Origin of the sequence: Methanoregula sp., assembly GCF_041645475.1 — an archaeon.
Taxonomy (GTDB): Archaea; Halobacteriota; Methanomicrobia; order Methanomicrobiales; family Methanospirillaceae; genus Methanoregula.
Genome location: NZ_JBAZQA010000006.1, coordinates 1 through 23,849 on the forward strand (window position 1 = coordinate 1; position 23,849 = coordinate 23,849).

Here is a 23,849-nt window from a genome sequence, read left to right on the forward strand (position 1 = left end):
CCGAAAAGATCCGTCCATAAAAAGGGTTATCTTTTTAACTCTTAAGTATATACTTTCATCTGATAACGATGGAAACCCAGATTACAGAGCTGTTCGGGCTTCAGATCTATACGGACAAAGGCATGTTTATCGGCGAAGTCGAGGATGTTGTCATTGATGTGGATTCGAAGAAGATAGAGGCAATCGTGGTCGGCAAGGTCAATGACCAGCTGTTCGAACTCAAGAGCTTCAAAGGCCTCAAGATCCCCTACCGCATCATCAGCGCGATTGACGATATCGTTCTGATTCGTCACCTTCCGGGTGCCTTTACGGGCAGCGGCACAACCGAAGAGTAGAACAATATCTCAACATTTAAGCGGGAGACACGAATCCCAGATTTTCTTTTGTGTTCCTGCATGGTATTCGTATGGAAAACCGGGAAATATTTGCAGCTATAACCACCCTTCCTCCGGTTTTTGTCCGTCTGGACGGCAGGACGTTTCACCGGCTCACGGAATGTCTCGGCCTTGAGAAGCCGTTCGATGAATTTTTCCACAAGTCGATGGTGATGGCGTGTACTTCGCTTGTTGCCGAGAGCGGGCTCAACCCGGACTTTGCCTATACCTTTTCCGATGAGATCAGCCTCTATTTCTCCCGGCTCCCGTTTGGCGGCAGGGTTGAGAAGATCGACTCGGTTTCAGCCTCATACGCGGCGAGCTCCCTCACGCTTGCGTTCGGCGGTACCACGCTCCTCTCGCTCGATGCCCGGGTGATCCCGGCAACGCCCGAGTTTGCCCTCGAGTATATGATCAACCGTCAGAGCGAGGCCTGGCGCAACCACATCAACGCCTACTGCCAGCAGGCTCTCATCGAGGAAGGAAAAAGTCCGAAGGAGGTAGCCGAACAGCTCCGGGGCCTGCCGGCAAAAGATCTGCACGAGATGATGCATGTGCGGGGGTTCAATCTTGCCGAAACCCCGGCCTGGCAGCGCAGGGGAACGCTCGTGTACAAGAAGTCCATGGAAAAGGAAGGGTTCAACCCGGTGACACGGGAGACTGTTGTTGTGGAGCGGAGTGCGGTCACGAGCGAGGGGGACCTGCCGCTCTTCACGAGCCCGGAAGGCAGGGAATTCATAAAAAAAATATTACCCAGCTCATGAGTTGACGTTCCACATTCGTGTTTGCGGGTGCGATACCTGAATCTTCCTGTCACTTTTCATGGCTGACACCCGCTCTCGCCTGATCGTGAATTAATGCTGATTCTGTCACCCGGTTTTCAGGATTTTTTTTACCCCGCAACATCCGTTATTGTTGTCCCGATTAGAACTGGGGGATTTCCTTGTACTATGCGGTGATGCATATTATGAATGGAGCCCTGCCCGCTTTCGTTGTGATCCTGCAGTCAGGATAGCGATTATTAATGGTAAAAATGAAAAATTAATTTAAAAAGATTTATGCCTGTTGGTACTAATAAAAACCAATACTAAATTTTAATATTATTAAAAAATTGTAGAGTAATTAAAATTTTCATTCAGTCATCGTGGCGTGAGAGTAATTATTTTATGTCAGACCTGATCGCAGTTGTCACAACATCAGAAAAAAGAAAACGGCTTTTGATTTTACTACGGGATGGTCCCAGGTTATGGAATGAGATCCAAACGCAACTTAACGTCACACCCTCTGGTATGCTTCCCCAGATCAAGATTCTGGAAGATGAAGGATTGATCTTTAAAGAGGGAAAGCAGTTCCATCTCACGGATCTCGGACGCCTGGTGGTTTTTCATCTTGAACCCTTTGATAAAACCCTCAAGGTAATTGACCAGCAAAAAAAATTCTGGCAGGAACATGATATCGAAGCTATCCCCCAAGAATTTTTCGTCAGAATTGGCGAAATAAAAAACCCTCAGATTCTCGAGGCAGGAATAGAGGAAAGCTTCGAACCCCACAACCAGTTTCTTGAAATGATCCTGCAATCAAAAAAGGTCGCGGGATTATCGCCCATTGTCCATCCGATATATCCTCGTTTTTTCCTCACATTGGCTCAGGAAGGACACGATGTTCAACTGATCCTTACCAAAGGCGCATACAAAAAGGTCAAAAAGGAGTACTATGACATGCTCCTTGAAGCACTCCAGTATAAAAATGCCCGGCTGTCGATCTACGAAGATGATGTCAGGTTTGCCTACATTGTTACTGATATTTATTTCTCGATGAGTCTCTTTATGAAAAACGGCATTTTTGATTCAACCAGGGATATTGTGAGCAACGATCCTTCAGCAATCAGGTATGGGGAGGATCTGTTTTCTCATTTCCTGAAAAAATCCCTTCCTGTAAATATGGATGGAACATTTGACTCCCGATATAAATCCTTAATACAACAGAATAGGGAGCAAAGAAGTCATTCCTGATATGTAGTTGTGAAGCATTTGAATTTTGGTATTATAAAATTTTAGTATAATCATCGTAATGTGAGTGAAATAATTGTATGTCAGACCTGATCGCAATTGTCACAACCTCGGAAAAACGAAAACGGCTTTTAATCTTATTACGTCATGGTCCCCGGTTATGGGACGAGATCAAAAAGCAACTGAACGTTACTGCTTCCGGGATGCTCCCTCAGATTAAAATCCTTGAAGATGAAGGATTAATTATCAAGGAGAGGGGGCTGTTCCAGCTTACGGATCTCGGACGTCTGGTGGTATATCATCTTGAACCCTTTGATAAAACCCTCAAGGTAATTGACCAGCAAAAAAAATTCTGGCAGGAACATGATATCGAAGCTCTCCCTCCCGAATTTTTCGTCAGGGTTGGCGAGATAAAAAATCCTCATGTTATCGAGGCAGGATTAGAAGACAGCTTCGAACCGCACAGCCAGTTCCTTGAAATGATCCTCCAGTCAAAAAAGGTTGCGGGGGTATCCCCCCTAGTCCATCCGATATATCCCCGATTTTTTCTCACCCTTGCCGAGCAGGGACACGAAGTAAACCTGATCCTCACGAAAAGTGCTTATAAAAAGATCAAAAAGGAGTACTTCGATATGCTCCTTGAATGTCTCCAGTATGAGAATGCCCGGCTGTCGATCTACGATGATGATGCCCGGTTTGCCTACATTGTTACCGATATTTATTTCTCGATGGGCCTCTTCATGAAAAATGGCATTTTTGACTCGACAAGAGATATTGTGAGTAAAGATCCTTCAGCAATCAGGTATGGGGAGGAATTGTTCTCCCATTGCCTGAGTAAATCCCGTCCTATTAATAAGGAAGGACAATACTAAGTGCCACAAGGGCAATGGGCTCACCATTGATGGCAAGGATCCGGAATTTTCGCCTCAACCATGACGAATCCGATTCGAATGCCGGCGAGTAATACAGGATCACGGTCCCGCTCACGATGAAGCTGTACGCGAGAAAAACACCGGCATGGACAAGGATACCGCTCATCATTGCCATAGCGATTATCATATGCTGGACGATACAGATAGAAATGAGAAGATATTTCAACTTTTTATCGCCGAGCACAACGGGGAGTGTCCGTATTCCCGCAGCAAGATCGCCTTCCACGTCCTTGAGATCGAATATGGTGGAATTGATGAATAGTTTCATCCCGAAATAGATTCCGATCACCAGCGCCGCGATTGCCAGCCCCGTTGAAAGGATGACAAGGCCGATCATTCCCCCCCATGTGATCCCGATCACTAGGTTTTTGATCCCGAATCCTGCCTTAAGCTTGATGCTCCTGTTTCCCACCGGGATTCCACGTGAATAAAGAATTCCTATGATGAACGGGAATACCGGCGGGGAAAATAACTGCTTGGAGAAAAAGAGCGATATGCCGACCAGGATGGCGATGCCGCTTGCTGCAAGCCCGGTGGCTTTACTTGCTCCCATGAACTCCTTGTGATTAACTTCATCCTCCTTGTTGTCCAGCGACCGGTCCAGTGTATAGGTTGCATAGATGATCAGCGATGCTGCGATGACCAGCAGAAGATTCGGTGCAATGCCCGCAAGAATAAATGCGAGGAAAAATCGTAATCCGCCAGAAAATCCGACAAGGGATGCCGAATTTAAAAGTTTAAGAGTCGCCTCATTGAAACGGTTCATAAAAAAAAAGGGAACGCAGGGGAAAAATTTTAAATGCGTTATAAAATTTTAATGGTGTTAAAATGTTTTTATGCTAGGTGTCCTCTTTGGTACACTCTTGGTAATCCTGAGGAAACGATCATTTCGTGCTGGTGTTTATCAAAAAAGAATTAATTCTTACCCTTTTGATGCTGCCATCGGGTCCGCGGCAGATGGTACAATGTGCGTGTCGTGGATTGCAGAAACGGTATTCCGCTCAATGGTTACGACCCTCGATCCTTTTTCGATATCATTCATATCATGAGTGATGATGATAATGATCTTATTATCCAGTTGCCTGATCACCGAATAAATGGATTTTTTTGACTCGGCATCGATTGATCGTGTGAATTCATCGAAGATAATAATAGGCGAATCCCTCAATATGACCCGTGCAAGAGCGATCTTCTGCTTCTCTCCGCTGGACAGGTTCAGGCCCGATTCCCCGACATCTGTTTCATACTGTTTTTTTAGATACATTACAAAATCGTGGAGTTTTGCTTTTTTTGCCGCATTTACAACCTCTTCACGCGATGCAGCGATATTTCCGATCAGGATGTTCTCGTAGATTGTACCATCGAAGACTAGTGCATCAGAAAAAACAACTGATACAGATTCCCGGAGAGAGTCTCTCCTCAGTGAAACAAGATTTTGGCCACCGATTAAAATCGTTCCCTGATCCGGATGATATAACCCGCACAACAATTTTATGAGCGTTGTTTTTCCTGAACCGTTATCTCCGATTAGATAATTTCTGCCGCGTATGAATGTTGCATTGAAGCCTTTGAGAATGGTCCTCGTATCATAGGAAAACCCGACATTATTGAATTCAATTTTTTCCACGTCGGGTGTAAGGCGATTCTCACCCCATGATTCTTTTTTGAGCGAGAAAATCTCTCCGATCCGGTCGAATGATGCAAGTGATCCTTTGTAACTCGTCCATAAGACCGATAACATCTGGATGGGCAAAAAAAACAGGCCGATATATCCTATAAACGCGGTAAATACCCCAATACTCATGGATCCATTAATGACTTCAATACTGCCAAACGTGAGGACCAGCAATGTCGGTACTCCATAGATTATCATCCCAACAGCATTGCTCATTGATGAGACTTTGACCACGTCCCAGGAAGCATTATAGTACTTCGACAGGTATGTGTCAAATTTTCCGTGCATCCATCGTTCCAGCATATACACTTTTATTAACGGCACAATAGAATACGTCTCTTTTAAAAAGGAGTTCATACCGGCAGTTGAATCCAGTGAATTTCTCTGGTATACTTTTACTTTTTTTCCATAGTATACCGATGAGATGACAAACAGTACTATGGGGAACATAGAAATAAGCGTAAGTCTGGGATTTAATGACAACATTATCAATAATGGCAGGATAAAACCAAATACCGTGACCACGATTTGCGGGATGATTGAGGTTACGGTCTGTACTGCCACGTTGGTGTTCCCAATCGTTCTTGTCAGCAGATCTCCGGTTTTTATCTTCTGGAGATCCTTCAAAGAGGCTTCCTGGACCGCCCCAAAAAGATCGTGCGTAAGTTCTTTGAAAAGTACCAGGTTCAGCTTTCCCCGGATGTTGTTTGAGATATAATCTGATAGAGCTGAAATCAGAAATAGCCCCGACATCCCCAGGAGGATTGGGACAAGTAAGGCGATGTCCTTTCCAATCAGGACATTATCAATTAAGAGTCCCATTATCAGGGGTGTGGCAAGAGAAAACAGGGTACCAAGGATACTCAGGAGTAACAAGGTAATTATTGCATATGGATGGGAAAGGGTGAGACCCTTAAGCATCTTGTTGTTGCCACATTCCTTTTGAGGGATCATAATTGCACAACACTTTGGCATATAGATCGCCGGTTTTTGCTGTTTCGAGGGCCCTGCAGTCAGTGCATACGTACCTGAACTCGCACGTACCGCACTTTTTTAAGGTATTCAGGTTTATTTTCCAGAACTCCTGAATGCTGTCCGGTTGCCCCTTTAAAAAGGTCCATAATTTCCGGTCCCTGATGTTTCCTAGGGATTGTTTCCGCATCATCGGGCAGGGCAGAACTTCGCCGTTCCAGGCAATAGTAACGCTGTTGGCAAGACACGGATGCAGTTTATTATTATGCGTGAACCGCTCCAGGTTTGTTTTCATAATTTTCTTTTTGGAATTCAAGGGGGAGTCCGGTTGCAATGAATCAAAATTGCGGGATACGATGTCAAGGATAGCATTGTCGGGGAGTTTTTCTGGTAATTCGCGGGATTCATGGTAATCTGTTATCAGTAAATATAGGTGCCGGTTATCGATATCCGAAAGGCTGTCGGTCTGTATGATCAGATTCGCTTTATTTTTCAGATAATCGCAGTCTTCCGGAGAAAAATGTGTCTTGTGGCCGATAATAAATATTTTTTCAAATTGCTGATTCGCATATTCCAGGATTTCCCGGGTTTTTCCCCGATCTCTGGATAAATCTCCGCCTTTGATGAAGAGCGACTGGCAGTTGAGACGGTGCAATTCGTCGATCAATTCTTTCCACCGGTTTATATCCACGGGTGAGCCTTTTTCGTCCCAGATATTGCAGCCAAAGCACCCCATGCTTCTGGAGAGACCATTATTTCCGCAATACCAGCAGGATCGGTCGCAACTGTTGCCAATCTCGAGAAATGCTCTTGCAAGGAATGGGGGTTTTCCTTGCTGGTATTCTGCGATAGGAGAACCCAGCCTTATTTTTTCAATAAATACCCGTTTCTCATAAAAGGTCCCCAATGTCCGTTGTTTCAACTCGCAAAGAAAAGGATCCTCCGGATCCACCAGTCCATTGTCTTCGCATACTTCTATTGTCCGGCACTCTTGTGAATTGAGTGCGTAGACATCCCCATCAATAAGGTCATATATCGCACCGGTCATGTCACCTTTAATATAATAACATTCGGGATTCAGTCGGAAGTACATTGTTAATCACCTAATGTTGGAGATACCTTCGAAAGCCAGGTATAATAGTCCTTTACAACCATATCGAGCAGGTGTGGATAACGCTCGCCAAGAGTAAATGTCCTGGAAAAATCGAATTTTTTAATATCCTCTTCTTTTTTGCATACTTCTGATGCATAGTTAAAAGTTCCCTTCTGTGCAAACTGGTTGTAACAATATCCGCATGTCTTGCTGATTGCGCAGGTTTTACAGGAATCCAGATGTTCAAGATAATTGTTCATTATCAAAGCAATCGCCGTAAAGTCCAGCCCGGACTTTTCATCACCAATCGGGAAAGACTGATTGATGCGTTCACAGGGATGAAAAATGCCGTGAACATCCACAAAAATCTTCCTTCCCAGGATGCAGGCTCCGGAATAGGGGATAACACGATTTTCCGGCATAATCATGGTAGGTATCGAATACAGGAACCTGCTCGCAAAGAGCGGATAAAGTTGTTCAAAAACAGAATGCCTGGTTGTATCATCTGTGGCATGATCGAGGTAATACTGGAAAGCCTTTTTTTCAGAAGTCAGGTAATTCTGGAAGTCATCATCTGAAAACTGATCATAATATACACATCCGTCATGCACTGATGGAGTGGTCATCAGGGAAAGTTTCGGGATATCCGGCTGGCGGAAAAAAGCATCCAGACTGAACAAATTGCATTTCCAGTCGAAAACACAGATTGAGCTGAATTTATCCTTATCATATCCTGATGACATAAATCTCCTGACATTCTTCATGACATCATCAAAGGTCCCTCTCCCGTCCTGGTAAATCCGGTTCCTGTCATGTTCTTCTTTAGGACCATCGATACTGATATTCATTAAAAAACCATGTTCCTTGAGGAAGTCCTCCCGTTCCTGGTTAAGCAGGGTTCCATTTGTAGTAAGGGAAAATGTGAACTCAAGGTCTGGGTACGTGGTCTTAACATACTGGACGCACTTTTTTATGAGATCAAAATTCAGGAGCGGTTCTCCCCCGTAGAAACTTATTGCCGGTTTTCTTACGGGATTGTATTCCCTTCCTTCCATAACCAGCGAGATATACCAATCCAATGCTTTTTTTGCAGTTGTAAATTCCATCCTCACTTTGGATGGTTTACGCGAGAGAGTATAAGCTTCAGAATAAACACAATACCGGCATCTGAGATTGCAATCTTCTGTTATTCCTAGGATCATCTGGTAGAGGCCATCATGTAACACCATCTGTTTAACTTCTTCGGGCTGAATGGGGTGTTTTCTAGGAATTTTATGTCTGGGGCGAATCTTGTTGAGTTTCTGTAAAAATCTGGAATAAAAGAGAACATCATCATCTGTATTGACCGTAGGGATATCTTCTTCCTGCAGTGGAACGTTTTGAATCATTTTTTCAATAAGGGGATGTGAAGGAAAGGCAATGCCAATCTCGTTATCGTAATAATACCTGACTCCGGATATGCTTTCAAATTCCATGATTTGACCTCAAAAAATAAAAAAATGGGTTTATTATCTACGCATGCAGTGTGTTGACTCTCTGGCTTGTTGCATTGTAATTCCAAGCGTCATAGGCATTGCTATAGACACATGAACACGTGCAATAGCACGTGCAGCTGCTCGCGGATTCGATTCCACCAATATTTACACTAACGATTTCCATTTTTTTTACCTCCTTTCTTCATGTTTTGCATGGCATGGCCAAACCCTCATTAGGAATAAAGGCAATTGTCTCATGCCTACGGGCAGGCACGGGTTCATTGGGTGTCTAACTTTGGTGAACCTGTCCTACACCATTGACAGTCATCATATCCGATGTATCAGGTTTTTCCTGTAACAGATATTCCTGCCGGACAGCTTTTACTCCCATTTTCATATATTTTAAACTGGGGATTTTTTTTTGACTATATTAAAAAATTATAGTGGTGCTAACCAATAACTAATGAAACAGACATGACTCCAATAGGTTCACACCGGAACCAAGAAAAACATTAAAAAGGAGGTTTCTAGATGGCTCCCCGCATCAGTGACTCTTGAGTGTCACGGTGGGGTAACGGCCTTTTTCAGATATGCTTTCCGTCACTGATCCGCCGCAGGGGAACTCTCGTGTACAAGAAGGCGACCGAGAAGGAAGGGTTCAACCCGGTAACGCCGGAGATCGTGGTCGTGGAGCGGAGTGCGGTCACGAGCGAGGGAGACTTGCCCTCTTCACAAGCCCGGAAGGCCGGGAATTTTTAAGGAACCTTCTTGCGGGAATATGAGGGGAAGGTTCCGCCCTCTTTTTTAGAATCCCTGTACTCATAAATACCATATCTGCGGGTTCAGAACTATCTGAATGTCCAATTCCGGCCGGAATCTGATTCGTCCTGCTTTTTATTGTGGTCGATTTTAGGAAAATGTGGTTATTATTAATATAATAATAAAATGTAGAAATCCAGGTTTAATTTGGGCCTATTTTAAAATAACAATGTTTAAATACAATACCAATTTACTATGAATCATGCCACAAAAGGAGGTGATCTTCTGTTTGACTGGGCCGTATTCCTGAAAATCATCATCGCAATTCTCCAGGCAATTGCGCAGAGCCTTCCTCCCATGTAACCGGGTGGCCTGGAATCAGCATACCTTTTTATCTCTTTTATGATTCCTGCCCGTCCTTTAATGGCGAAACAGGTATGATGCAAGTGTTCGCATCTTTAAAAACGGAGACGGGGAATTGAAGAATCGTGGTAATCTGTTTTTAATCGGTCATTAAAAAAAAGGAAATACTCTGCCGGTTTCACACTTTTGTGATACCGATGGTCATTGCCACACCTTCCACGTCCCAGTCTTTCACTGAGGTGAAGTGTGCCGGATCCGGCTGTGCCCCGTCATTGCAGAACGAAAAGACCTTTGCCCGGACTTCGTCGCCTATCATTGCGATGGTTGCATCGTTGTGGAGCAGGGACTGGATTCTCGTATCCGCCACGGCCAACTCCACGCGGATGAAATCCTCGACCGCGAGGTCAAGCTGGCGGCGGGTCTCCTGGATCCTCCGGATTACTTCGCGGGCATAGCCCTCTGCTTCGAGATCCGGCGTGAGTGCCACATCTACATACACGGTTGCGTCCGTCATGGGGGCTGAGAAGAGATCGGACGGGAGTTTCTCGGTGAAGGTGACGTGTTCCGATCCAATCTCAAAGACGGCATCGCCGCTGGCGATTCTGAATGTCCGCCCGGCATCGATCTCTGCCTTTATCTGGTTCCCGTCTGCGGCCTCGATAAGCCCCTTGATCGTGAAGGAATCCTTCCCGAACCCTTTCCCGAGTGCCTTCATAATTGGCTCCGCATGCCAGCCGATCCGGTCCCAGCGCCCCATCACGACCGAGACCTTCCGGGCATTGGCCCGGTCCATGCAGACCGCGTTGAGCCTTCCTATTGCGCTCTTTACTGCCTCGGAGTTCGTGACAACAACCACTTCTGCCACCGGCCAGCGGAGTTTCCGCTTCCCGGTCTGGCGGGCATTTGCGGAAGCCTCGTCAAACGAGCGGACAATGGCAACCGCACTTTCGAGTGTAGCGTCGATAAGCAAAGTATCGCCGGCCTGCCAGTCCAGCAGGTGGATGCTCTCCGGGTCGTTTTTGCACCGGAGGTTCCGGTAAATCTCCTCGGTGACGTGGGGGCAGAACGGTGCAAGGAGCCCCGTGAGCCGGCGCATCACGTAGTAGATCGTCTCGTAGGCAAAGACCTTCTGCTCGGATTCGCCTTCGAGCCACATGCGGGGCCGGACGAGCTGGACATACCAGCGCGAGAGGTCTTCCAGGATGAAGTTGATGAGTTCGCGGGTTGCCTGGTGGAGTTTGCATTCTTTGATTGCCGCATCGACAACGACTGCAACCGAGTTGATCCGCGAGATGATGAACCGGTCCTCGTCCGGCATCTGCTTAATGTGAGCCCGGACATAGGCATCGTCCCAGACCCCGTTGTTGGACCGGGGCTCGAACTTGTCGAGGATCATGTACGGCATCGGGAAGCGGTACACGTTCCAGAGGATGTTTCCCGTACGGTTGATCGTCCCGACCCCTTCCCAGTTGAACTTGAGATCGTCCCACGGGGCGGAGGAGGAGAGGACGTACAGCCGCAGGATGTCGACTCCGACTTTGTCGATCACATCGCTCGGGTTGACAACATTGCCGAGGCTTTTCGACATCTTCTTCCCCTCGGCATCGAGAGCAAACCCATGCATGCAGACGCTCTTGTACGGGGCCTTGCCGAATGCGATGGTGCTTGCACCCAGCTGGGAGTAGAACCAGCCCCGGGTCTGGTCCTGCCCTTCGGTGATGAAGTCCGCAGGCCAGAGTTGTTCGAACTCTTTTGTCTTGTTCGGGAACCCGAGGGTTGCCCATGAGGCAACCGCCGAGTCGAACCAGACATCGAAGATGTCCTCAACCCGCTTCATGGTGCCGCCGCAGCTGCACGGGATGGTGACTGCATCCACAAACGGCCGGTGCGGGTCGGGTATCGATTTTCCGCTCGCATCTTCAAGTTCCTTTATTGTGCCTATGACCCGGTATTTGTCGCACTTTGAGCAGACCCAGACCGGGATTGGTATACCCCAGTACCGCTGCCGCGAAACGCACCAGTCGCGGGCTTCCTTGATCCAGTCGTAGAAGCGGGCACTTCCCGCCCACTCGGGATACCAGGTCACTTTCTCGACTTCCGAGAGCATCAGGTCCCGCATCTCGGAGGCTTTCAGGAACCACTGCGAGGTGGCCCGGAAGATGATCGGCGTCTTGCAGCGCCAGCAGTGGCCGTACCGGTGGACGATCATCTCTTTTGCAAGCAGGTGATCGCCGAGCGCAACGAGGACGTTCTCGTTTGCGTCCCGGACAAACTGGCCGGCAAACACCCCGGCTTCGTCCTTGAACTTCCCTGCGCCGTCAACAGGGCAGACAATCGCGAGCCCTTCCTTTGTCCCGAGTACGTAGTCATCCCAGCCGTGGCCGGGAGCAATATGGACCATACCGGTATTTTCAAGGGCAACAAAGTCAGCGGTTACGACCTTGTGGGCGATATCGCGCTGGAGCGGCACGTTCTCCCGGAGGGGGGAGTCGTAGGTCCAGCCCACGAGTTCGGACCCTTTCTTTGTCTCAAGGATGGTGAAATCCTTGAACCGGGCCTTCTTCAGCACGGCCTTCACCAGGGGTTCGGCTATCCAGAGATAGGCTTCTGTCCCGTCCTTCTTTGCGAGCACTCGTGCGTACTCGAAATCCTTTGAGACTGCAACCGCAACGTTTGCCGGCAGCGTCCAGGGGGTTGTTGTCCAGATGACGAGATACTCGTTTGTTTTTCCCTGCAACGGGAACTTGACGAAGATCGAGGGGTCGGTTTCGTCCCAGTATTCCACTTCAGCGTCCGCGATCGCGGTCTCACACCGGGGGCACCAGTTCACGACCCGGTGGCCGCGTTCGAGCATGCCCTTCTCCTGCGCTTTTGCAAGTGTCCACCAGGCAGCCTCAACATATTCCGGTTTGATGGTCTGGTAGGCGTTCTTAAAATCGAGCCAGACCCCGAGGCTTTCGAACTGGTCGTCCATTAAGAGCTTGTTCTCGACAGCGAACTCCCGGCACTTGATGATGAAGTTGTCGATGCCGAACTTTTCAATATCCTTCTTGGACTTGAACCCGAGCGCCTGCTCGACCTTGACTTCAATGGGGAGGCCGTGCATATCGTAACCTGCCCGGTCGATAACGTTCTCACCGTTCATGCGGTGGTAGCGCAGGAGGCTGTCCTTGATGATCTTGTTCCACGCGGTACCGATGTGGATATGCCCCGTGGTGTACGGCGGACCGTCCACAAAAAAGAACGGTTTTCCCGTACTGCGATGCTGTTTTACCAACTGGTACGTGTCGTTGGTGCGCCAGTATTCCTGCACCTCACGCTCGATCTCTTTTGCATTGAAGCTCGCGGTGACTTCCTTCACAAAACCCCTCGTATGCGACTATTTTCTGACGCAAATGGCTGCGTAGGTGAATGTTTGTCCCATAGCACAAAGTAATTATCGTGATCAATACCGCAGAAAACTAAAAAAATTTTGAAAAAATAGATGAGGTGGGAACATGAATAGTTGAGGAGCATGGATCCCTCATACGTAACGATCATCATTTATCTGGCAACCGGTGTCATTGCCGCGACAATCCTCCATTTCCTCTTCGCGTTTCTGAAGAGGAAGGTGGAACTCACCGAGACGAAACTCGATGATCTGATAGTTCACTCCCTGTCGGGCCCTCTCGTTATGCTCGCGTTTTTCATTCCTCTCATCCTCGCATTACAGCAGGCAATCAGCCTTTTCCCGGATCTCCCATGGCTCGCCGACCCGCGGATTCTGTTCACCTGTTATACCGTGATCGGCACTTGGGTTGTTGCTACGTTTGTTGACGACCTCCTCAGGACCTACGGGACAACCCTCGCCCAGCAGACCGAGACCGACCTGGATGACCGGATCATCGATATCCTTCAGAAGATTGCCAAGTACCTTATCTGGTTCACCGGGCTCCTGTACGTTCTCTCCCTCTTCAACGTCAACATCACCCCGCTTCTTGCCGGTGCAGGTGTCGCGGGCATTGCCATTGCCCTCGCCGCTCAGGATCTCTTCTCCAATTTCTTCGGAGGAGCGGTGATCATCACCGACCAGCCATTCCAGGTCGGGGACCGGGTCATGATCAACGATGTGCTGGGGGATGTCATCAGGATCGGCCCGCGGAGCACCCGGATCATAACGCTCGATCGGGACATCGTCACGATCCCGAACACCAAGATCGTGACAAGTGTTGTCCACAATTACTCGCTCCCGAACCCCCTCGTGCGGATCCAGATGCCGATCACAGTTCCCGTATCCACGGATATCTCCCGGATCAAAACCCTTCTTGAAGAGATCACGGAAGACGCGGTGAAGACCCGGACGGATGTGCTGGCAAAGGAGCCCCACGCTACGGTCTTCATGGTGAAAGCAGAAAAAGCAACCATGACCTTTATGGTCACGGTGTATGCCAGCGGCTTTATGTATAACAGCGTTATCCAGGATTTCATGATGGTCCGGATTGTCGAGCGGCTCAAAAATGAGGGTATTACCCTTGCCTGAAACGGGAGACCTTACCGGTTCCATGGCCGTGGCAGATGGCTTTAATTAACACCACGAAGATACACTGCAAACCATGAAGTGAGGGCGTAAAAACCTCTGCTTTTATTCAGTTGTCCCAAGGGAATACACCATGAAATACCATGTTCTGTGGATCCTGGCCGCGCTGGTCCTCTTCTGCTGTGCCGCTCCTGTATGCGGGGCCGGTCCAGCTGTCAGCTCACCTGATGCCGGCTACATCACGGTAACGAATCCCGTTACTGCAGATTTTTTCACCAGCACCCGCTATGGCGGCGCACCGCTCACGGTCAGTTTCTCCGACCGTTCTTTTGGTGCAGAACCCCGCACGTACCTCTGGGAATTTGGTGACGGTGCAACCTCCACGCAGGAAAACCCGACCCATACCTACCTCAAAAACGGGGAATATACGGTACGGCTGACGGTCACAAACCAGTATGGTTCGAATACCCTGAGCCGGGCCGCGTATATCGGTGCGGGTAATCCCCCGGAGCCTGATTTCACTGTACCTTCGCGGGAAGGAATCGCTCCATTTACTGTGCCTTTCTCAGATACGTCAAAGAATGTGCCAACGAACTGGTCCTGGGATTTCGGTGACGGAAGCACGGAATCGGTCAGAAATCCAATCCACGTTTACAACCGGCCCGGCAATTATTCGGTATCATTGCTGGTGTCGAATCCCTATGGGAGTAATTCCGTTTCCCGTGCCGGTCTCATCCGTGTAAATGCACCGGCACCGGCCGTGCAGCCCAACCAGACCCCCGTATCCGAGGAGATGCCCAAAGGGTTTATTGATCTAATACGGGATGCGAAGGGATCGACTGCCGCAAAGAACCTTCCGACCGCCGGGATCATTCCCCCGGAGCTCATGGCCATAGCAGCAGTGCTCACGAGCCTCGGGGTCGTTCTCGTCCAGTTCCTTCTCGCCAATATCAGTACTCTTTCCCAGTTTGCCATGAAGGGCGGGAAGTTCCTCCTTGACATCACGGGTGGCCATGCCGTGGAAAAATTGAGCGAGAAGGAGATTACCGCCCGCAGGATCGCTGCACGCAAGCTGGAACAGCACATCTTCGGTTTCTCATCCATGGAGATACTGGTCATCGAGGTTGCGGTGATCATGGTGGCGCTCGCGTTCATCCTCGCTGACCGGGCCGAACTCACGCTCGAGACCGTACTTATCTATATCGTGGTCGGTGCTATCTCGGTGGTGCTCCACGATTTCGCGCACCGCTACTTTGCCACCCGGCACGGTCATGATGCCGATACCCGCTTCTGGGGACTCGGGACGGTCATCATGTTCCTCACGGCATGGCTCTACGGGAGTGCCTTTGCCCAGTCCTACCGGAACCTGGTGAACCGTGAGGGAGAGGATGAACCCCGGGAGCTCGGTATCGAGATGATGGCCGGCCCTCTCGTCAGCATCATCCTGATGTTCCTCTTCCTTGCAATGATGACCTTCGGGGGTCTGTGGGCAGTTGCCGGGGGCCTTGGCTTTACCATCAACCTGATAACTGCGGTCTACAGTCTTATCCCGATCGAGACCATGGATGGGCTTGCCATCTGGCGGTGGAATCGCCCGGTGTACCTGGTAATCTTCCTCCCCCTGCTCGGGTTTTACCTGTTCACCTACGTGTTCGTGTAGGTTCATCCCTCTTTTTCAGGCTTTTTCCGGATCCTCGTATGAATTGATATGAAAATGACGCTGGGATCCGGTTTTGAGAACGGGTTATCCCAATGAATCAGGGAAACCGGAACTTGCCGGGTGGTATGTGGCTCTCGAACCGGACACCCTGCTTTTTGAGTTTCTGTATGGTTTTATTATTCCCCCCGTGTACACTAGCGTACAGACAATTTCAGGATTGATCCAGTATGTCACCCTATCCGATTCTCCTTGGCGGGGAGAAGAAACAGACTGCGGAGATCGCCCACGTGCGGTTCCCCTACACCGGCGAAATTTACGCTGATGTCTGCCAGGCCAGCCCAAACGATCTCAAGGCTGCGGTAACTGCCGCGTGCCGGGGGTTCGAACAGACAAAGCAGCTCTCATCTTATGAACGGGCAGAGATCCTCTTCCGGCTCGCGAGCGAGATCGATACGCGGGCAGAGGAGCTTGCCGAAATAATGGTTATGGAAGGCGGCAAGACGAGGAAGTTTGCCGCAAGCGAGGTATCCCGTGCCGCCCTGACGGTCAGGATTTCAGCTGAGGAAGCGAAAAGGATGTACGGCGAGATCCTGCCGCTCGATCTTACCGGGGACACGAAAGGGAGGACTGGTTTTCTGAAGCGGTTCCCGCTCGGCCCGGTTGTCGGTATAGTACCGTTTAACTTTCCGCTCAACCTTGCCTGCCACAAGCTTGCACCGGCTATTGCTGCGGGAAATTCTGTCATCCTGAAACCCTCGTCATCAACTCCCGTATCCAGCCTGATCCTCGGGGATATGGTCCTTGCCGCGGGTCTTCCCCCGGAGGCAATCAGCGTTGTTCCCTGCACGGGACTACGGGCAGAGCAGCTGGTCAAGGATCCCCGGGTGGCGTACCTCTCCTTTACCGGCAGCTGTTCGGTCGGGTGGCACCTGCGCGGGATTGCCGGCCGGACGAAAGTCGGCCTGGAACTCGGGGGCAATGCGGCCGTGATCATCCACGAGGACGCAAATCTCGATTATGCCGCACAACGGATTGCCACCGGTGGGTTCATCAATGCCGGGCAGGTCTGCATCTCGGTCCAGCGGGTGCTGGTGCACCGCCCTGTGTACGACCTGATGCTTGAGAAGATCATCGCTGCCGTAAAGGCCCTCCGCGTAGGGGATCCCCGGGATCCTGCAACCGATGTGGGCCCGATGATCGACCGTCTGAAGGCCGAGGAGGCCTACCGGAAAGTGCAGGACAGCGTAAAACAGGGCGCCCGGATCCTTCTGGGCGGCACCCTCGAGGATAGTATGTTTGCCCCGACCGTGCTTGTCGATACCACGCCATCCATGAGGGTGAACCGGGAGGAAGTCTTTGCCCCGGTCATCTCTGTTACCCCTTACGATGATTTCCCTGAAGCCCTTCGGGTTGCCAATACCGGCGAGTTCGGATTGCAGGTCGGTATCTTCACCCAGAACCTGAACCGGGCAATGCGGGCCTATGGCGAAATGGATGTTGGAGGGGTAATCGTGAACGACATCCCTACGTTCCGGACAGACTCGATGCCGTACGGCGGGGAGAAAGGCTCGGGACTCGGCCGGGAAGGGCCCCGATTTGCCATCGAGAAGATGTCCTCCCTCCGGCTCATGGTTGTCAACCGCGAGGGTGGCATCGAGTAACTGCGCAGGGGATCCCGGCCTGCATTGAACTGGTAATGGGCCGGTGATCCATACTGTGTTATAGCACATCTTACCATACTCCCATTGAGATGCAGATTGCGGTTATTGGTGCAGCAGAGGCAACCCCGGAAGAATATGAGCGTGCCTACGAGACCGGAAAAAACATCGCAGGGAAAGGTGTCCTGGTCTGCGGAGGGTTGGGCGGGGTGATGGAAGGCGCATGCAAAGGTGCCCGCGAGAACGGTGGTCTCACCGTTGGTATCATATCCGACACCGGAAAAGGGAACGATTATCTCGATATCGTGATCCGGACCGGTCTTGGCCATGCCCGGAATGTTCTCGTAGCGCAATCGGCCGATGCAGTCATCGCCATCAGCGGGAGCTATGGCACGCTCTCGGAGATCGCCGTTGCCCTGAAAATGAATATCCCCGTTTTCGGGTTGCAGACCTGGGACATTCCCGGGGTAGTTTCCTGCACAACACCGGAAGATGCGGTGGCCCGGGCCGTGAATGCTGCCCGCTCGTCATCCATGAACGCTACCGGAAGAGACTGATCAGAGTGGCCCGCTTCACTTAAAGCAGCCGAGCTGGCAGGCGCGGATCTTGATCCCGTGCTCATTGCAGTACGTGCTGATGGCGTCCTTGGAGATCTTGTGTTTTTCTGCAATTACGAATGCCTGCGGGCAGGTGATCTGTTTTTCGATACCCTCTTCCTTGAAGACCTTGGCAATTTTATCGGCTGTCATGGTTACAATGTATCCTGTGCTTCTTCATAGGGTTTATCGTTCCTGCATGGTACGATTAATCGTTCAGGAAGTCTTAACAGATCATCAATGAGGATTGCGTTGGTCAACTCCCGGCAGGACCGGGCAGGTGTCAATATACGGCACCACATTGAGGATTTACTGCAATCTCCCGGTGGAGAATGGCAGGTGCCGGGCCGGACCTACACGTTTCACGATGTGGACGGACGGCTGATTCATGCAGAGAACACTGATGCGGCAATTGATACGGATCTTGTCATCTTCCTCTCGCGCCATGCCAGCGTAAACCCGGTTCCGATCCTTACTGTTCACGTTACCGGGAACTTCCGATCTGCGGAGTTGGGAGGATCACCCCGCACGCTTGCCCCAGCTGCACCGGTTATGATGCAGGCAACCCTCCGGGCCCTTGCCCGGTTCTGCCCTGAGGGTTACCGGATCTCCTATGAAGTGACCCACCACGGGCCTACCGCCATTGTTCACCCCTCGTTTTTTGTTGAGATCGGCAGCACGGAAAAGGAATGGGATGACCCGGCTGCCGGGAGGGCCGCAGCGATGGCCGTGCTCTCTGCACACCCGGAAACCCCCCTCCCCCTCATCGGATTTGGGGGTACCCACTATGCTGCCCGCCAGACTGAGATCGCCCTGACCTCCCGGGGAGCATTCGGACATATCGCCCACACCCGCGAAGTATCGCAGGTTGAACCGGACATGGTCCGGGCAATGCTCGCGAAGAGCAGGGCAGTTGCCGCCTACATTGACCGGAAAGCCCTCGCCCGTGGCGAACTGGACCGGCTGACCCAAATCCTTGATGAACTCCGTATCCCCCGGCTCTCTGAGAGCGAGATCGCGTCGCTCGGGCATCTTTCCTGGGAGCGGTACCGGGCGGTCCGGGATCTTGCAGAAACCTTATCCCCCGGCTCCCGGTGCTATATCCACAATCTCCCGGAGCACGGCACACTGGTTCCCGCCCGGGTAAACCCGGTTTTACTGGCAGAAACAGCCAGAGCGGACGAGCCGGGGTTGATTAAGGATCTCGGAAAATTACCCGTGGTTCATTTATCCAGTCCGAATAACCGCCTGCTTCCCGAATTTATCACGTGTGAGGAACATTTGCCTGAATTAATACATGATTTAAATACATTGTGCGTAAAAATCATACGTAATAAAGAGATCACTGCTACGGAGAAAGATCATCTGATCATATCTAAGGTACGGTTCGATCCCCATAAAGCGCGCAATGAGGGGATTTTGCCCGGACCTTTTTACAAACAGCTGGCTTCCGGCCAGGCTGTTGAGATCAACGGCAGGGTAATCACCCCTGAAATGGTCTCTTCCAGCAGTGAGATTAACATCCACATCCCGGGGTTGGAGAAGTTTTCATGAGGTCAATTGTTGAAGAGGCACTCACCAAGGCGAGGGACGAAACCGTGTCCACCTCGCAGAATAACGAAGATCTGGACCAGATCCTCGCTGAGCTCAAAACTGAGATAGCGGTGATTGGTTGCGGGGGCGGCGGCTCGAATACGATCTCGCGTATGATGGAGGAGGGTATCCACGGCGCAAAACTCATCGCCATTAATACCGATGCTCAGCACCTGATTCGCACACGGGCGGATCAGCGTATTCTCGTCGGCCGGCAGCGGACACGGGGTCTTGGTGCGGGATCCATTCCGCAGATCGGTGAGGAAGCTGCACTCGAGAACGAGCAGGAGATCCGGGCAATAGTCTCCGGTTGTGACATGGTCTTCATCACTGTCGGCCTCGGAGGGGGCACCGGAACCGGTGTTGCCCCGGTTGTTGCAAAAGCGGCCCGCGAAGAGGGGGCGCTCACTATCGCTATCGTTACCCTGCCCTTTGGTGCGGAAGGTGCCATCCGCATGGAGAATGCAGAGGCCGGTCTCGAACGCCTGCGGGATGTGGCGGATACCGTCATTGTAGTGCCCAATGACAAACTCCTCGAAGTCGTTCCCAAGCTGCCCCTCAGTGCTGCCTTCAAGGTAGCTGACGAAGTCCTGATGCGGGCTGTCAAAGGGATCACCGAACTTATTACGATGCCAGGACTTGTGAACCTCGACTTTGCCGATGTGCGCACGGTCATGGAACGCGGTGGCGTGGCCATGATCGGTATGGGTGAAAGCGACAGCGAGGACAAGGCGGCAGACTCGGTCAAGAAAGCGATCCGTTCCCCGCTTCTCGATGTGGATATCAGCGGTGCAACCGCTGCACTCGTCAACGTGGTTGGTGGCCCGGACATGACCATGGAAGAGGCAGAAGGGGTTGTCCAGGAAGTCTATGCCCGTGTGGACGAGAACGCGCGTATCATTTGGGGTGCTCAGGTGGACCCCTCCATGCAGAACAAGATGCGCACCCTCTTGGTTGTCACGGGCGTACGGTCGCCACAAATATATGGTCGTAATGAGAAGCTTACCCCCAAAGTACAGAAACAGTATGAGATCGATTTTCTCAAGTGATACGATATGGAAATTTCAAAGCCTGATTTCAAAACGAACGTCATCCACGAAGAGTTGTTCCGCAAATACCTGCGGGTCTTAAAACTCGCGCGCACTCCCTCCCGGGAAGAGTTCACCAAGATCGCAACGGTTGCAGCCGCCGGTATCCTCGTTATCGGACTGATCGGATTTATCATCTACATGTTCTTCGACCACAAGATGCTCTTCGGATTCTGATCCCGGTTCCTATGACACAGCCAACCCCCCCCGCACCGGCAGCGCCATTAGCTCCCACAGGACCGGAGGTCTTTACCAACCGGATCTTTGCCATCAAGACCACGTCCAAGCAGGAGCGCACGGTAGCAGACAATATCCTCAAGGCCATTGACACCAAGGCAACCGATGTCAAGGTGACCTCAATCATCGTCCCGAACGAGCTCAAGGGCTACGTGCTCGTGGAAACCCCTGAGAAACTGAACCGGATCGAGCAGCTGGTGGAGCTGATCGCTCATGCCCGGACCGTATTGGCCGGTGAGACGAGTCTTGCAGAAGTTGGTCACTTCCTGATCCCGAAACCGGTTGTATCCGGTATTGAAGAAGGGACCATTGTTGAACTCATTGCCGGGCCCTTCAAGGGCGAGAAGGCAATCGTCAAGAGGGTCGACTCTGCAAAAGAAGAGATCACGGTCGAACTCTATGAGAGCGTTGTCCCGATCCCGATCACGGTCCGCGGCGACAATGTCCGGGTGGTCGAGAAGTACTCCGACCAGAAATAATAATCTCCCTTTTGTTATCGGGTTTCACCTGTCCGCTCCGGGATAAGACCGGCAGTACCCTATTTCTTCCCCGTACCCGTACGAATAAAGACAAGATCTGCGGTTTTACCCTCATAGGTTATGGCCTTGCCAATACTCTCAACGGGGACTTTTTCCCCATTGGCCGACAGCAGGGTATAATGGGCTAAAAACCCGTCGTGACCCCGGGCCACTTCGGCAAAGTCCCGCAGGACCTCCTCCAGTGATTCAGGTGCGATGACCTCCATAACATTTCTGCCAATAAGGATCGTACCATTATCGAGCCCGACCGTGCGTGCAGCAGCCGCGTTGGCAAACAGGACATTTCCCTGGAGATCGAGAATCAGCATCCCATCAAGGGCATACTCGACAAGATACCGGAACTTCTCCTCGCTCCTGCGCAGTTCCTCTTCCGCTTGCTTGCGCCGTGTAATGTCGCGAAGGATTCCGGCAACACCTGCCGGTGTCCCATCCGGGTGGAAGAGCCGGTTTGCGCTCAGCGATACCGGTATACCCGTGCCGTCCCGTTTCCGCAGTAGCACCTCGTAATCCTTCACATGCCCGCTTTTTACGAGCTCTTCGAGCAGGAGGATCCGTGATTCCGGGTTGACATACATTGTGGTCACCGGTTTTCCGATCAACTCTTCCCGTTTATACCCGGTCAGGCGGAACAGGGATGGGGAAAGAATCGTAATAATCCCGTTGTTGTCCGTCTGGTAATACAGATCCTCGAACGATTCAAAGATATGGCGGTAGCGTTCTTCGCTTTCCTTGAGCGCCTGATCGATCCGTTTCTGTTCGGTGATATCCCTGACGGTACCAAAAAATGCTTTGATTGAATCGTCGGCATTTTTCTGGGCAACAATGGAGATGAGGCAATCAATGACGGTACCATCCCTCTTCCTGAACAGGATGGGATGCTCTTTGACGTAGCCATCCCTTCTGACGTGTTCAAGGAATGCATCCCGCTCTTCCGGATGCGCATACGTGGATGCAACATCGACTGCGAGCGCTTCTTCGCGGGTTGCACACCCGAGTTTCTGGAACAGTTTATCATTAAAATCGATATACCGCCGATCCGGCCCGGATATAAAGACACTGTCCTGGCTGGTCTTGAAAAAAAGCCGATACCGCTCCTCGCTCTCCCTGAGTGCGTCCTCGGCAAGTTTGTGCTCGGTGATATCCCGGATTGTACCAATGAACACCCTGGTTGAACCATCGGGGTTCTTCTGCGGCACGACCGTCATGAGGGTGTTGATGACGGTGTCGTCCCGTTTCCGGAACAACACGGGATGCTCTTTGACATATCCTTCCCGCTCAACGAGATCAACGAAGACTGCCCGCTTTTCAGGATGCACGTAGAGCGAAATGATGGGCCTCTCAAAGACTTCTTCCCGAGTGGTAAAGCCGAACATGTCCACGACGGCCTCATTGAAATCAATCCACCGGCCGTCAGGAGTTGTGATAAAGAGCCCGTCGAGTGTTGTCCTGAAAAAATTCCGGTACCGCTCTTCGCTCTCCCTGAAAGCATCCTCGGCGATCTTGCGCTCGGTGATATCGGTCATAAAGTTCAGGATGGCAGGGCGCTCATCCCATGTTATGCCAATAACGGTCAGTTCAACCCACCGGATTGTTGCGTCTTTGCGGATTATTCGGAATGTATGGCGCGTGGGGGTTGTGGATCCGACAATCCGGTTCCTTAACCTGTCGAGCAGCAGGTCCCCATCATCCGGATGGACGAACCGGGCAAACGGCTGGTCGAGGAGTTCCTGTTCAGAGTACCCGGACAATTCAGTTGCCTGCGGGTTCGCCATCCGGAGCCGTTCATCCTGAACGACAAAGATAGCTTCGCTGGCATGGTCGATGAGCTGGCGGTAATCCTGTTCGCTCTTCTTCAAGGCCCAGCCCGCCTGTCTGCGCGATATGGCATGGTGGATCTTGTGCGCAAGCTCGGCATACTGGGCTGTAGGATCGCCGCCTTTCTGGAGATAAAAATCAGCCCCGCTGTTGAGCGCCTCGATAACAACATCTTCCCGCCCGCGACCGGTAAAAATGATGAAAGGCGTGGTGTTGCCCTGGTCCCGGAGTACTTTTAAAAAGGCGATCCCGTTCATTTTGGGCATCTCGTAATCAGAGACAATTGCGTCATACTGCATGGAACCAAGGCGCTCCAGTGCAGCGAGTGCTGAAATGGTAGTATCGACCGTGAACGTTTTGTCCTCTTCAAGGAAGAGCTTGCCGATCTCCAGCAGACCCGGTTCGTCATCAACATACAGGATTCTGTTGATGGATGATGTCCCTGGGTTGGTTACCATCACGTAATCTTCATCTCCTCCTGATCGTTTATTGATG

Annotated in this window: 20 protein-coding genes; 13 read left to right on the forward strand and 7 right to left on the reverse strand. The window is 51.0% G+C overall.

Annotated elements, in window-relative coordinates; all coding sequences use genetic code 11:
• The first annotated feature begins 68 nt into the window (after positions 1 to 68).
• The 4 genes from WC598_RS06615 (at position 69) to WC598_RS06630 (ending at position 3,255) form a co-directional block, all read left to right on the forward strand.
• Positions 69 to 335 (forward strand): PRC-barrel domain-containing protein, encoded by a 267-nt coding sequence (locus tag WC598_RS06615; protein WP_372960687.1) that lies wholly within the window; start codon positions 69 to 71, stop codon positions 333 to 335.
• Positions 336 to 406: 71 nt separating this feature from the next.
• Positions 407 to 1,138: a tRNA(His) guanylyltransferase Thg1 family protein gene (locus tag WC598_RS06620; protein WP_372960688.1), complete on the forward strand. Its 732-nt coding sequence runs from the start codon at positions 407 to 409 to the stop codon at positions 1,136 to 1,138.
• A gap of 402 nt (positions 1,139 to 1,540) precedes the next feature.
• Entirely contained in the window at positions 1,541 to 2,386 is an 846-nt protein-coding gene (locus tag WC598_RS06625) for a helix-turn-helix transcriptional regulator (RefSeq protein ID WP_372960689.1), read from the forward strand.
• A 77-nt stretch (positions 2,387 to 2,463) separates the two neighbouring features.
• On the forward strand, positions 2,464 to 3,255 hold the full coding sequence (locus WC598_RS06630; protein ID WP_372960690.1) for a helix-turn-helix transcriptional regulator: 792 nt from the start codon (positions 2,464 to 2,466) through the stop codon (positions 3,253 to 3,255).
• Here the strand turns inward: WC598_RS06630 and WC598_RS06635 are convergent.
• The 4 genes from WC598_RS06635 to WC598_RS06650 all read right to left on the reverse strand — a co-directional run bounded on the left by WC598_RS06635 (position 3,233) and on the right by WC598_RS06650 (position 8,530).
• Positions 3,233 to 4,081: a UbiA family prenyltransferase gene (locus WC598_RS06635; protein WP_372960691.1), complete on the reverse strand. Its 849-nt coding sequence runs from the start codon at positions 4,079 to 4,081 to the stop codon at positions 3,233 to 3,235. The two genes, WC598_RS06630 and WC598_RS06635, sit on opposite strands and share 23 nt — an antisense overlap.
• A 156-nt stretch (positions 4,082 to 4,237) precedes the next feature.
• Positions 4,238 to 5,911: an ABC transporter ATP-binding protein gene (locus tag WC598_RS06640; protein ID WP_372960692.1), complete on the reverse strand. Its 1,674-nt coding sequence runs from the start codon at positions 5,909 to 5,911 to the stop codon at positions 4,238 to 4,240.
• Positions 5,904 to 7,010, reverse strand: coding sequence for an SPASM domain-containing protein (locus WC598_RS06645; protein ID WP_372960693.1), 1,107 nt, complete (start codon positions 7,008 to 7,010; stop codon positions 5,904 to 5,906). The genes WC598_RS06640 and WC598_RS06645 overlap by 8 nt, the downstream gene beginning before the upstream one ends.
• A gap of 47 nt (positions 7,011 to 7,057) precedes the next feature.
• Positions 7,058 to 8,530: a radical SAM protein gene (locus tag WC598_RS06650; RefSeq protein ID WP_372960694.1), complete on the reverse strand. Its 1,473-nt coding sequence runs from the start codon at positions 8,528 to 8,530 to the stop codon at positions 7,058 to 7,060.
• A 627-nt stretch (positions 8,531 to 9,157) separates the two neighbouring features.
• On the opposite strand from WC598_RS06650, the gene WC598_RS06655 reads away from it, so the two are divergent.
• Positions 9,158 to 9,289, forward strand: a complete 132-nt coding sequence (locus tag WC598_RS06655; RefSeq protein ID WP_372960695.1) for a hypothetical protein — start codon at positions 9,158 to 9,160, stop codon at positions 9,287 to 9,289.
• A gap of 541 nt (positions 9,290 to 9,830) precedes the next feature.
• Here WC598_RS06655 and ileS read toward each other — a convergent pair.
• Entirely contained in the window at positions 9,831 to 13,013 is a 3,183-nt protein-coding gene (ileS, locus tag WC598_RS06660; RefSeq protein ID WP_372960696.1) for an isoleucine--tRNA ligase, read from the reverse strand.
• A gap of 153 nt (positions 13,014 to 13,166) precedes the next feature.
• On the opposite strand from ileS, the gene WC598_RS06665 reads away from it, so the two are divergent.
• The 4 genes from WC598_RS06665 to WC598_RS06680 all read left to right on the forward strand — a co-directional run bounded on the left by WC598_RS06665 (position 13,167) and on the right by WC598_RS06680 (position 18,043).
• Positions 13,167 to 14,171, forward strand: coding sequence for a mechanosensitive ion channel family protein (locus WC598_RS06665; protein ID WP_372960697.1), 1,005 nt, complete (start codon positions 13,167 to 13,169; stop codon positions 14,169 to 14,171).
• A 130-nt stretch (positions 14,172 to 14,301) separates the two neighbouring features.
• Positions 14,302 to 15,828 carry a PKD domain-containing protein gene (locus WC598_RS06670; RefSeq protein WP_372960698.1) on the forward strand — a complete coding sequence of 509 codons (1,527 nt, stop codon included), beginning with the start codon at positions 14,302 to 14,304 and terminating at the stop codon, positions 15,826 to 15,828.
• 227 nt (positions 15,829 to 16,055) lie between these two features.
• A complete protein-coding gene (locus tag WC598_RS06675; protein ID WP_372960699.1) occupies positions 16,056 to 17,489 on the forward strand; it encodes an aldehyde dehydrogenase family protein in 1,434 nt (477 codons plus the stop codon).
• Between the two features lie 89 nt (positions 17,490 to 17,578).
• Entirely contained in the window at positions 17,579 to 18,043 is a 465-nt protein-coding gene (locus WC598_RS06680) for a TIGR00725 family protein (RefSeq protein WP_372960700.1), read from the forward strand.
• A gap of 15 nt (positions 18,044 to 18,058) precedes the next feature.
• On the opposite strand, the gene WC598_RS06685 is transcribed toward WC598_RS06680, so the two are convergent.
• The gene (locus WC598_RS06685; protein WP_372960701.1) at positions 18,059 to 18,235 is read right to left on the reverse strand and encodes a hypothetical protein; all 177 of its coding nucleotides are present in this window, start codon (positions 18,233 to 18,235) and stop codon (positions 18,059 to 18,061) included.
• 87 nt (positions 18,236 to 18,322) lie between these two features.
• Here WC598_RS06685 and WC598_RS06690 point away from each other — a divergent pair, with 87 nt between their 5' ends.
• The 4 genes from WC598_RS06690 to WC598_RS06705 are packed head-to-tail and all read left to right on the forward strand — an operon-like array spanning position 18,323 to position 21,479.
• The gene (locus WC598_RS06690) at positions 18,323 to 19,636 is read left to right on the forward strand and encodes a D-aminoacyl-tRNA deacylase (protein ID WP_372960702.1); all 1,314 of its coding nucleotides are present in this window, start codon (positions 18,323 to 18,325) and stop codon (positions 19,634 to 19,636) included.
• A complete protein-coding gene (gene ftsZ, locus WC598_RS06695) occupies positions 19,633 to 20,724 on the forward strand; it encodes a cell division protein FtsZ (RefSeq protein ID WP_372960703.1) in 1,092 nt (363 codons plus the stop codon). The genes WC598_RS06690 and ftsZ overlap by 4 nt, the downstream gene beginning before the upstream one ends.
• Positions 20,725 to 20,730: 6 nt before the next feature.
• Complete coding sequence (locus WC598_RS06700) at positions 20,731 to 20,940, forward strand: protein translocase SEC61 complex subunit gamma (RefSeq protein WP_372960704.1); 210 nt, start codon at positions 20,731 to 20,733, stop codon at positions 20,938 to 20,940.
• Between the two features lie 11 nt (positions 20,941 to 20,951).
• The gene (locus tag WC598_RS06705; protein ID WP_372960705.1) at positions 20,952 to 21,479 is read left to right on the forward strand and encodes a transcription elongation factor Spt5; all 528 of its coding nucleotides are present in this window, start codon (positions 20,952 to 20,954) and stop codon (positions 21,477 to 21,479) included.
• A gap of 59 nt (positions 21,480 to 21,538) precedes the next feature.
• Here WC598_RS06705 and WC598_RS06710 read toward each other — a convergent pair whose 3' ends face one another.
• Positions 21,539 to 23,812, reverse strand: a complete 2,274-nt coding sequence (locus WC598_RS06710) for a PAS domain S-box protein (RefSeq protein WP_372960706.1) — start codon at positions 23,810 to 23,812, stop codon at positions 21,539 to 21,541.
• Positions 23,813 to 23,849: the final 37 nt, after the last annotated feature.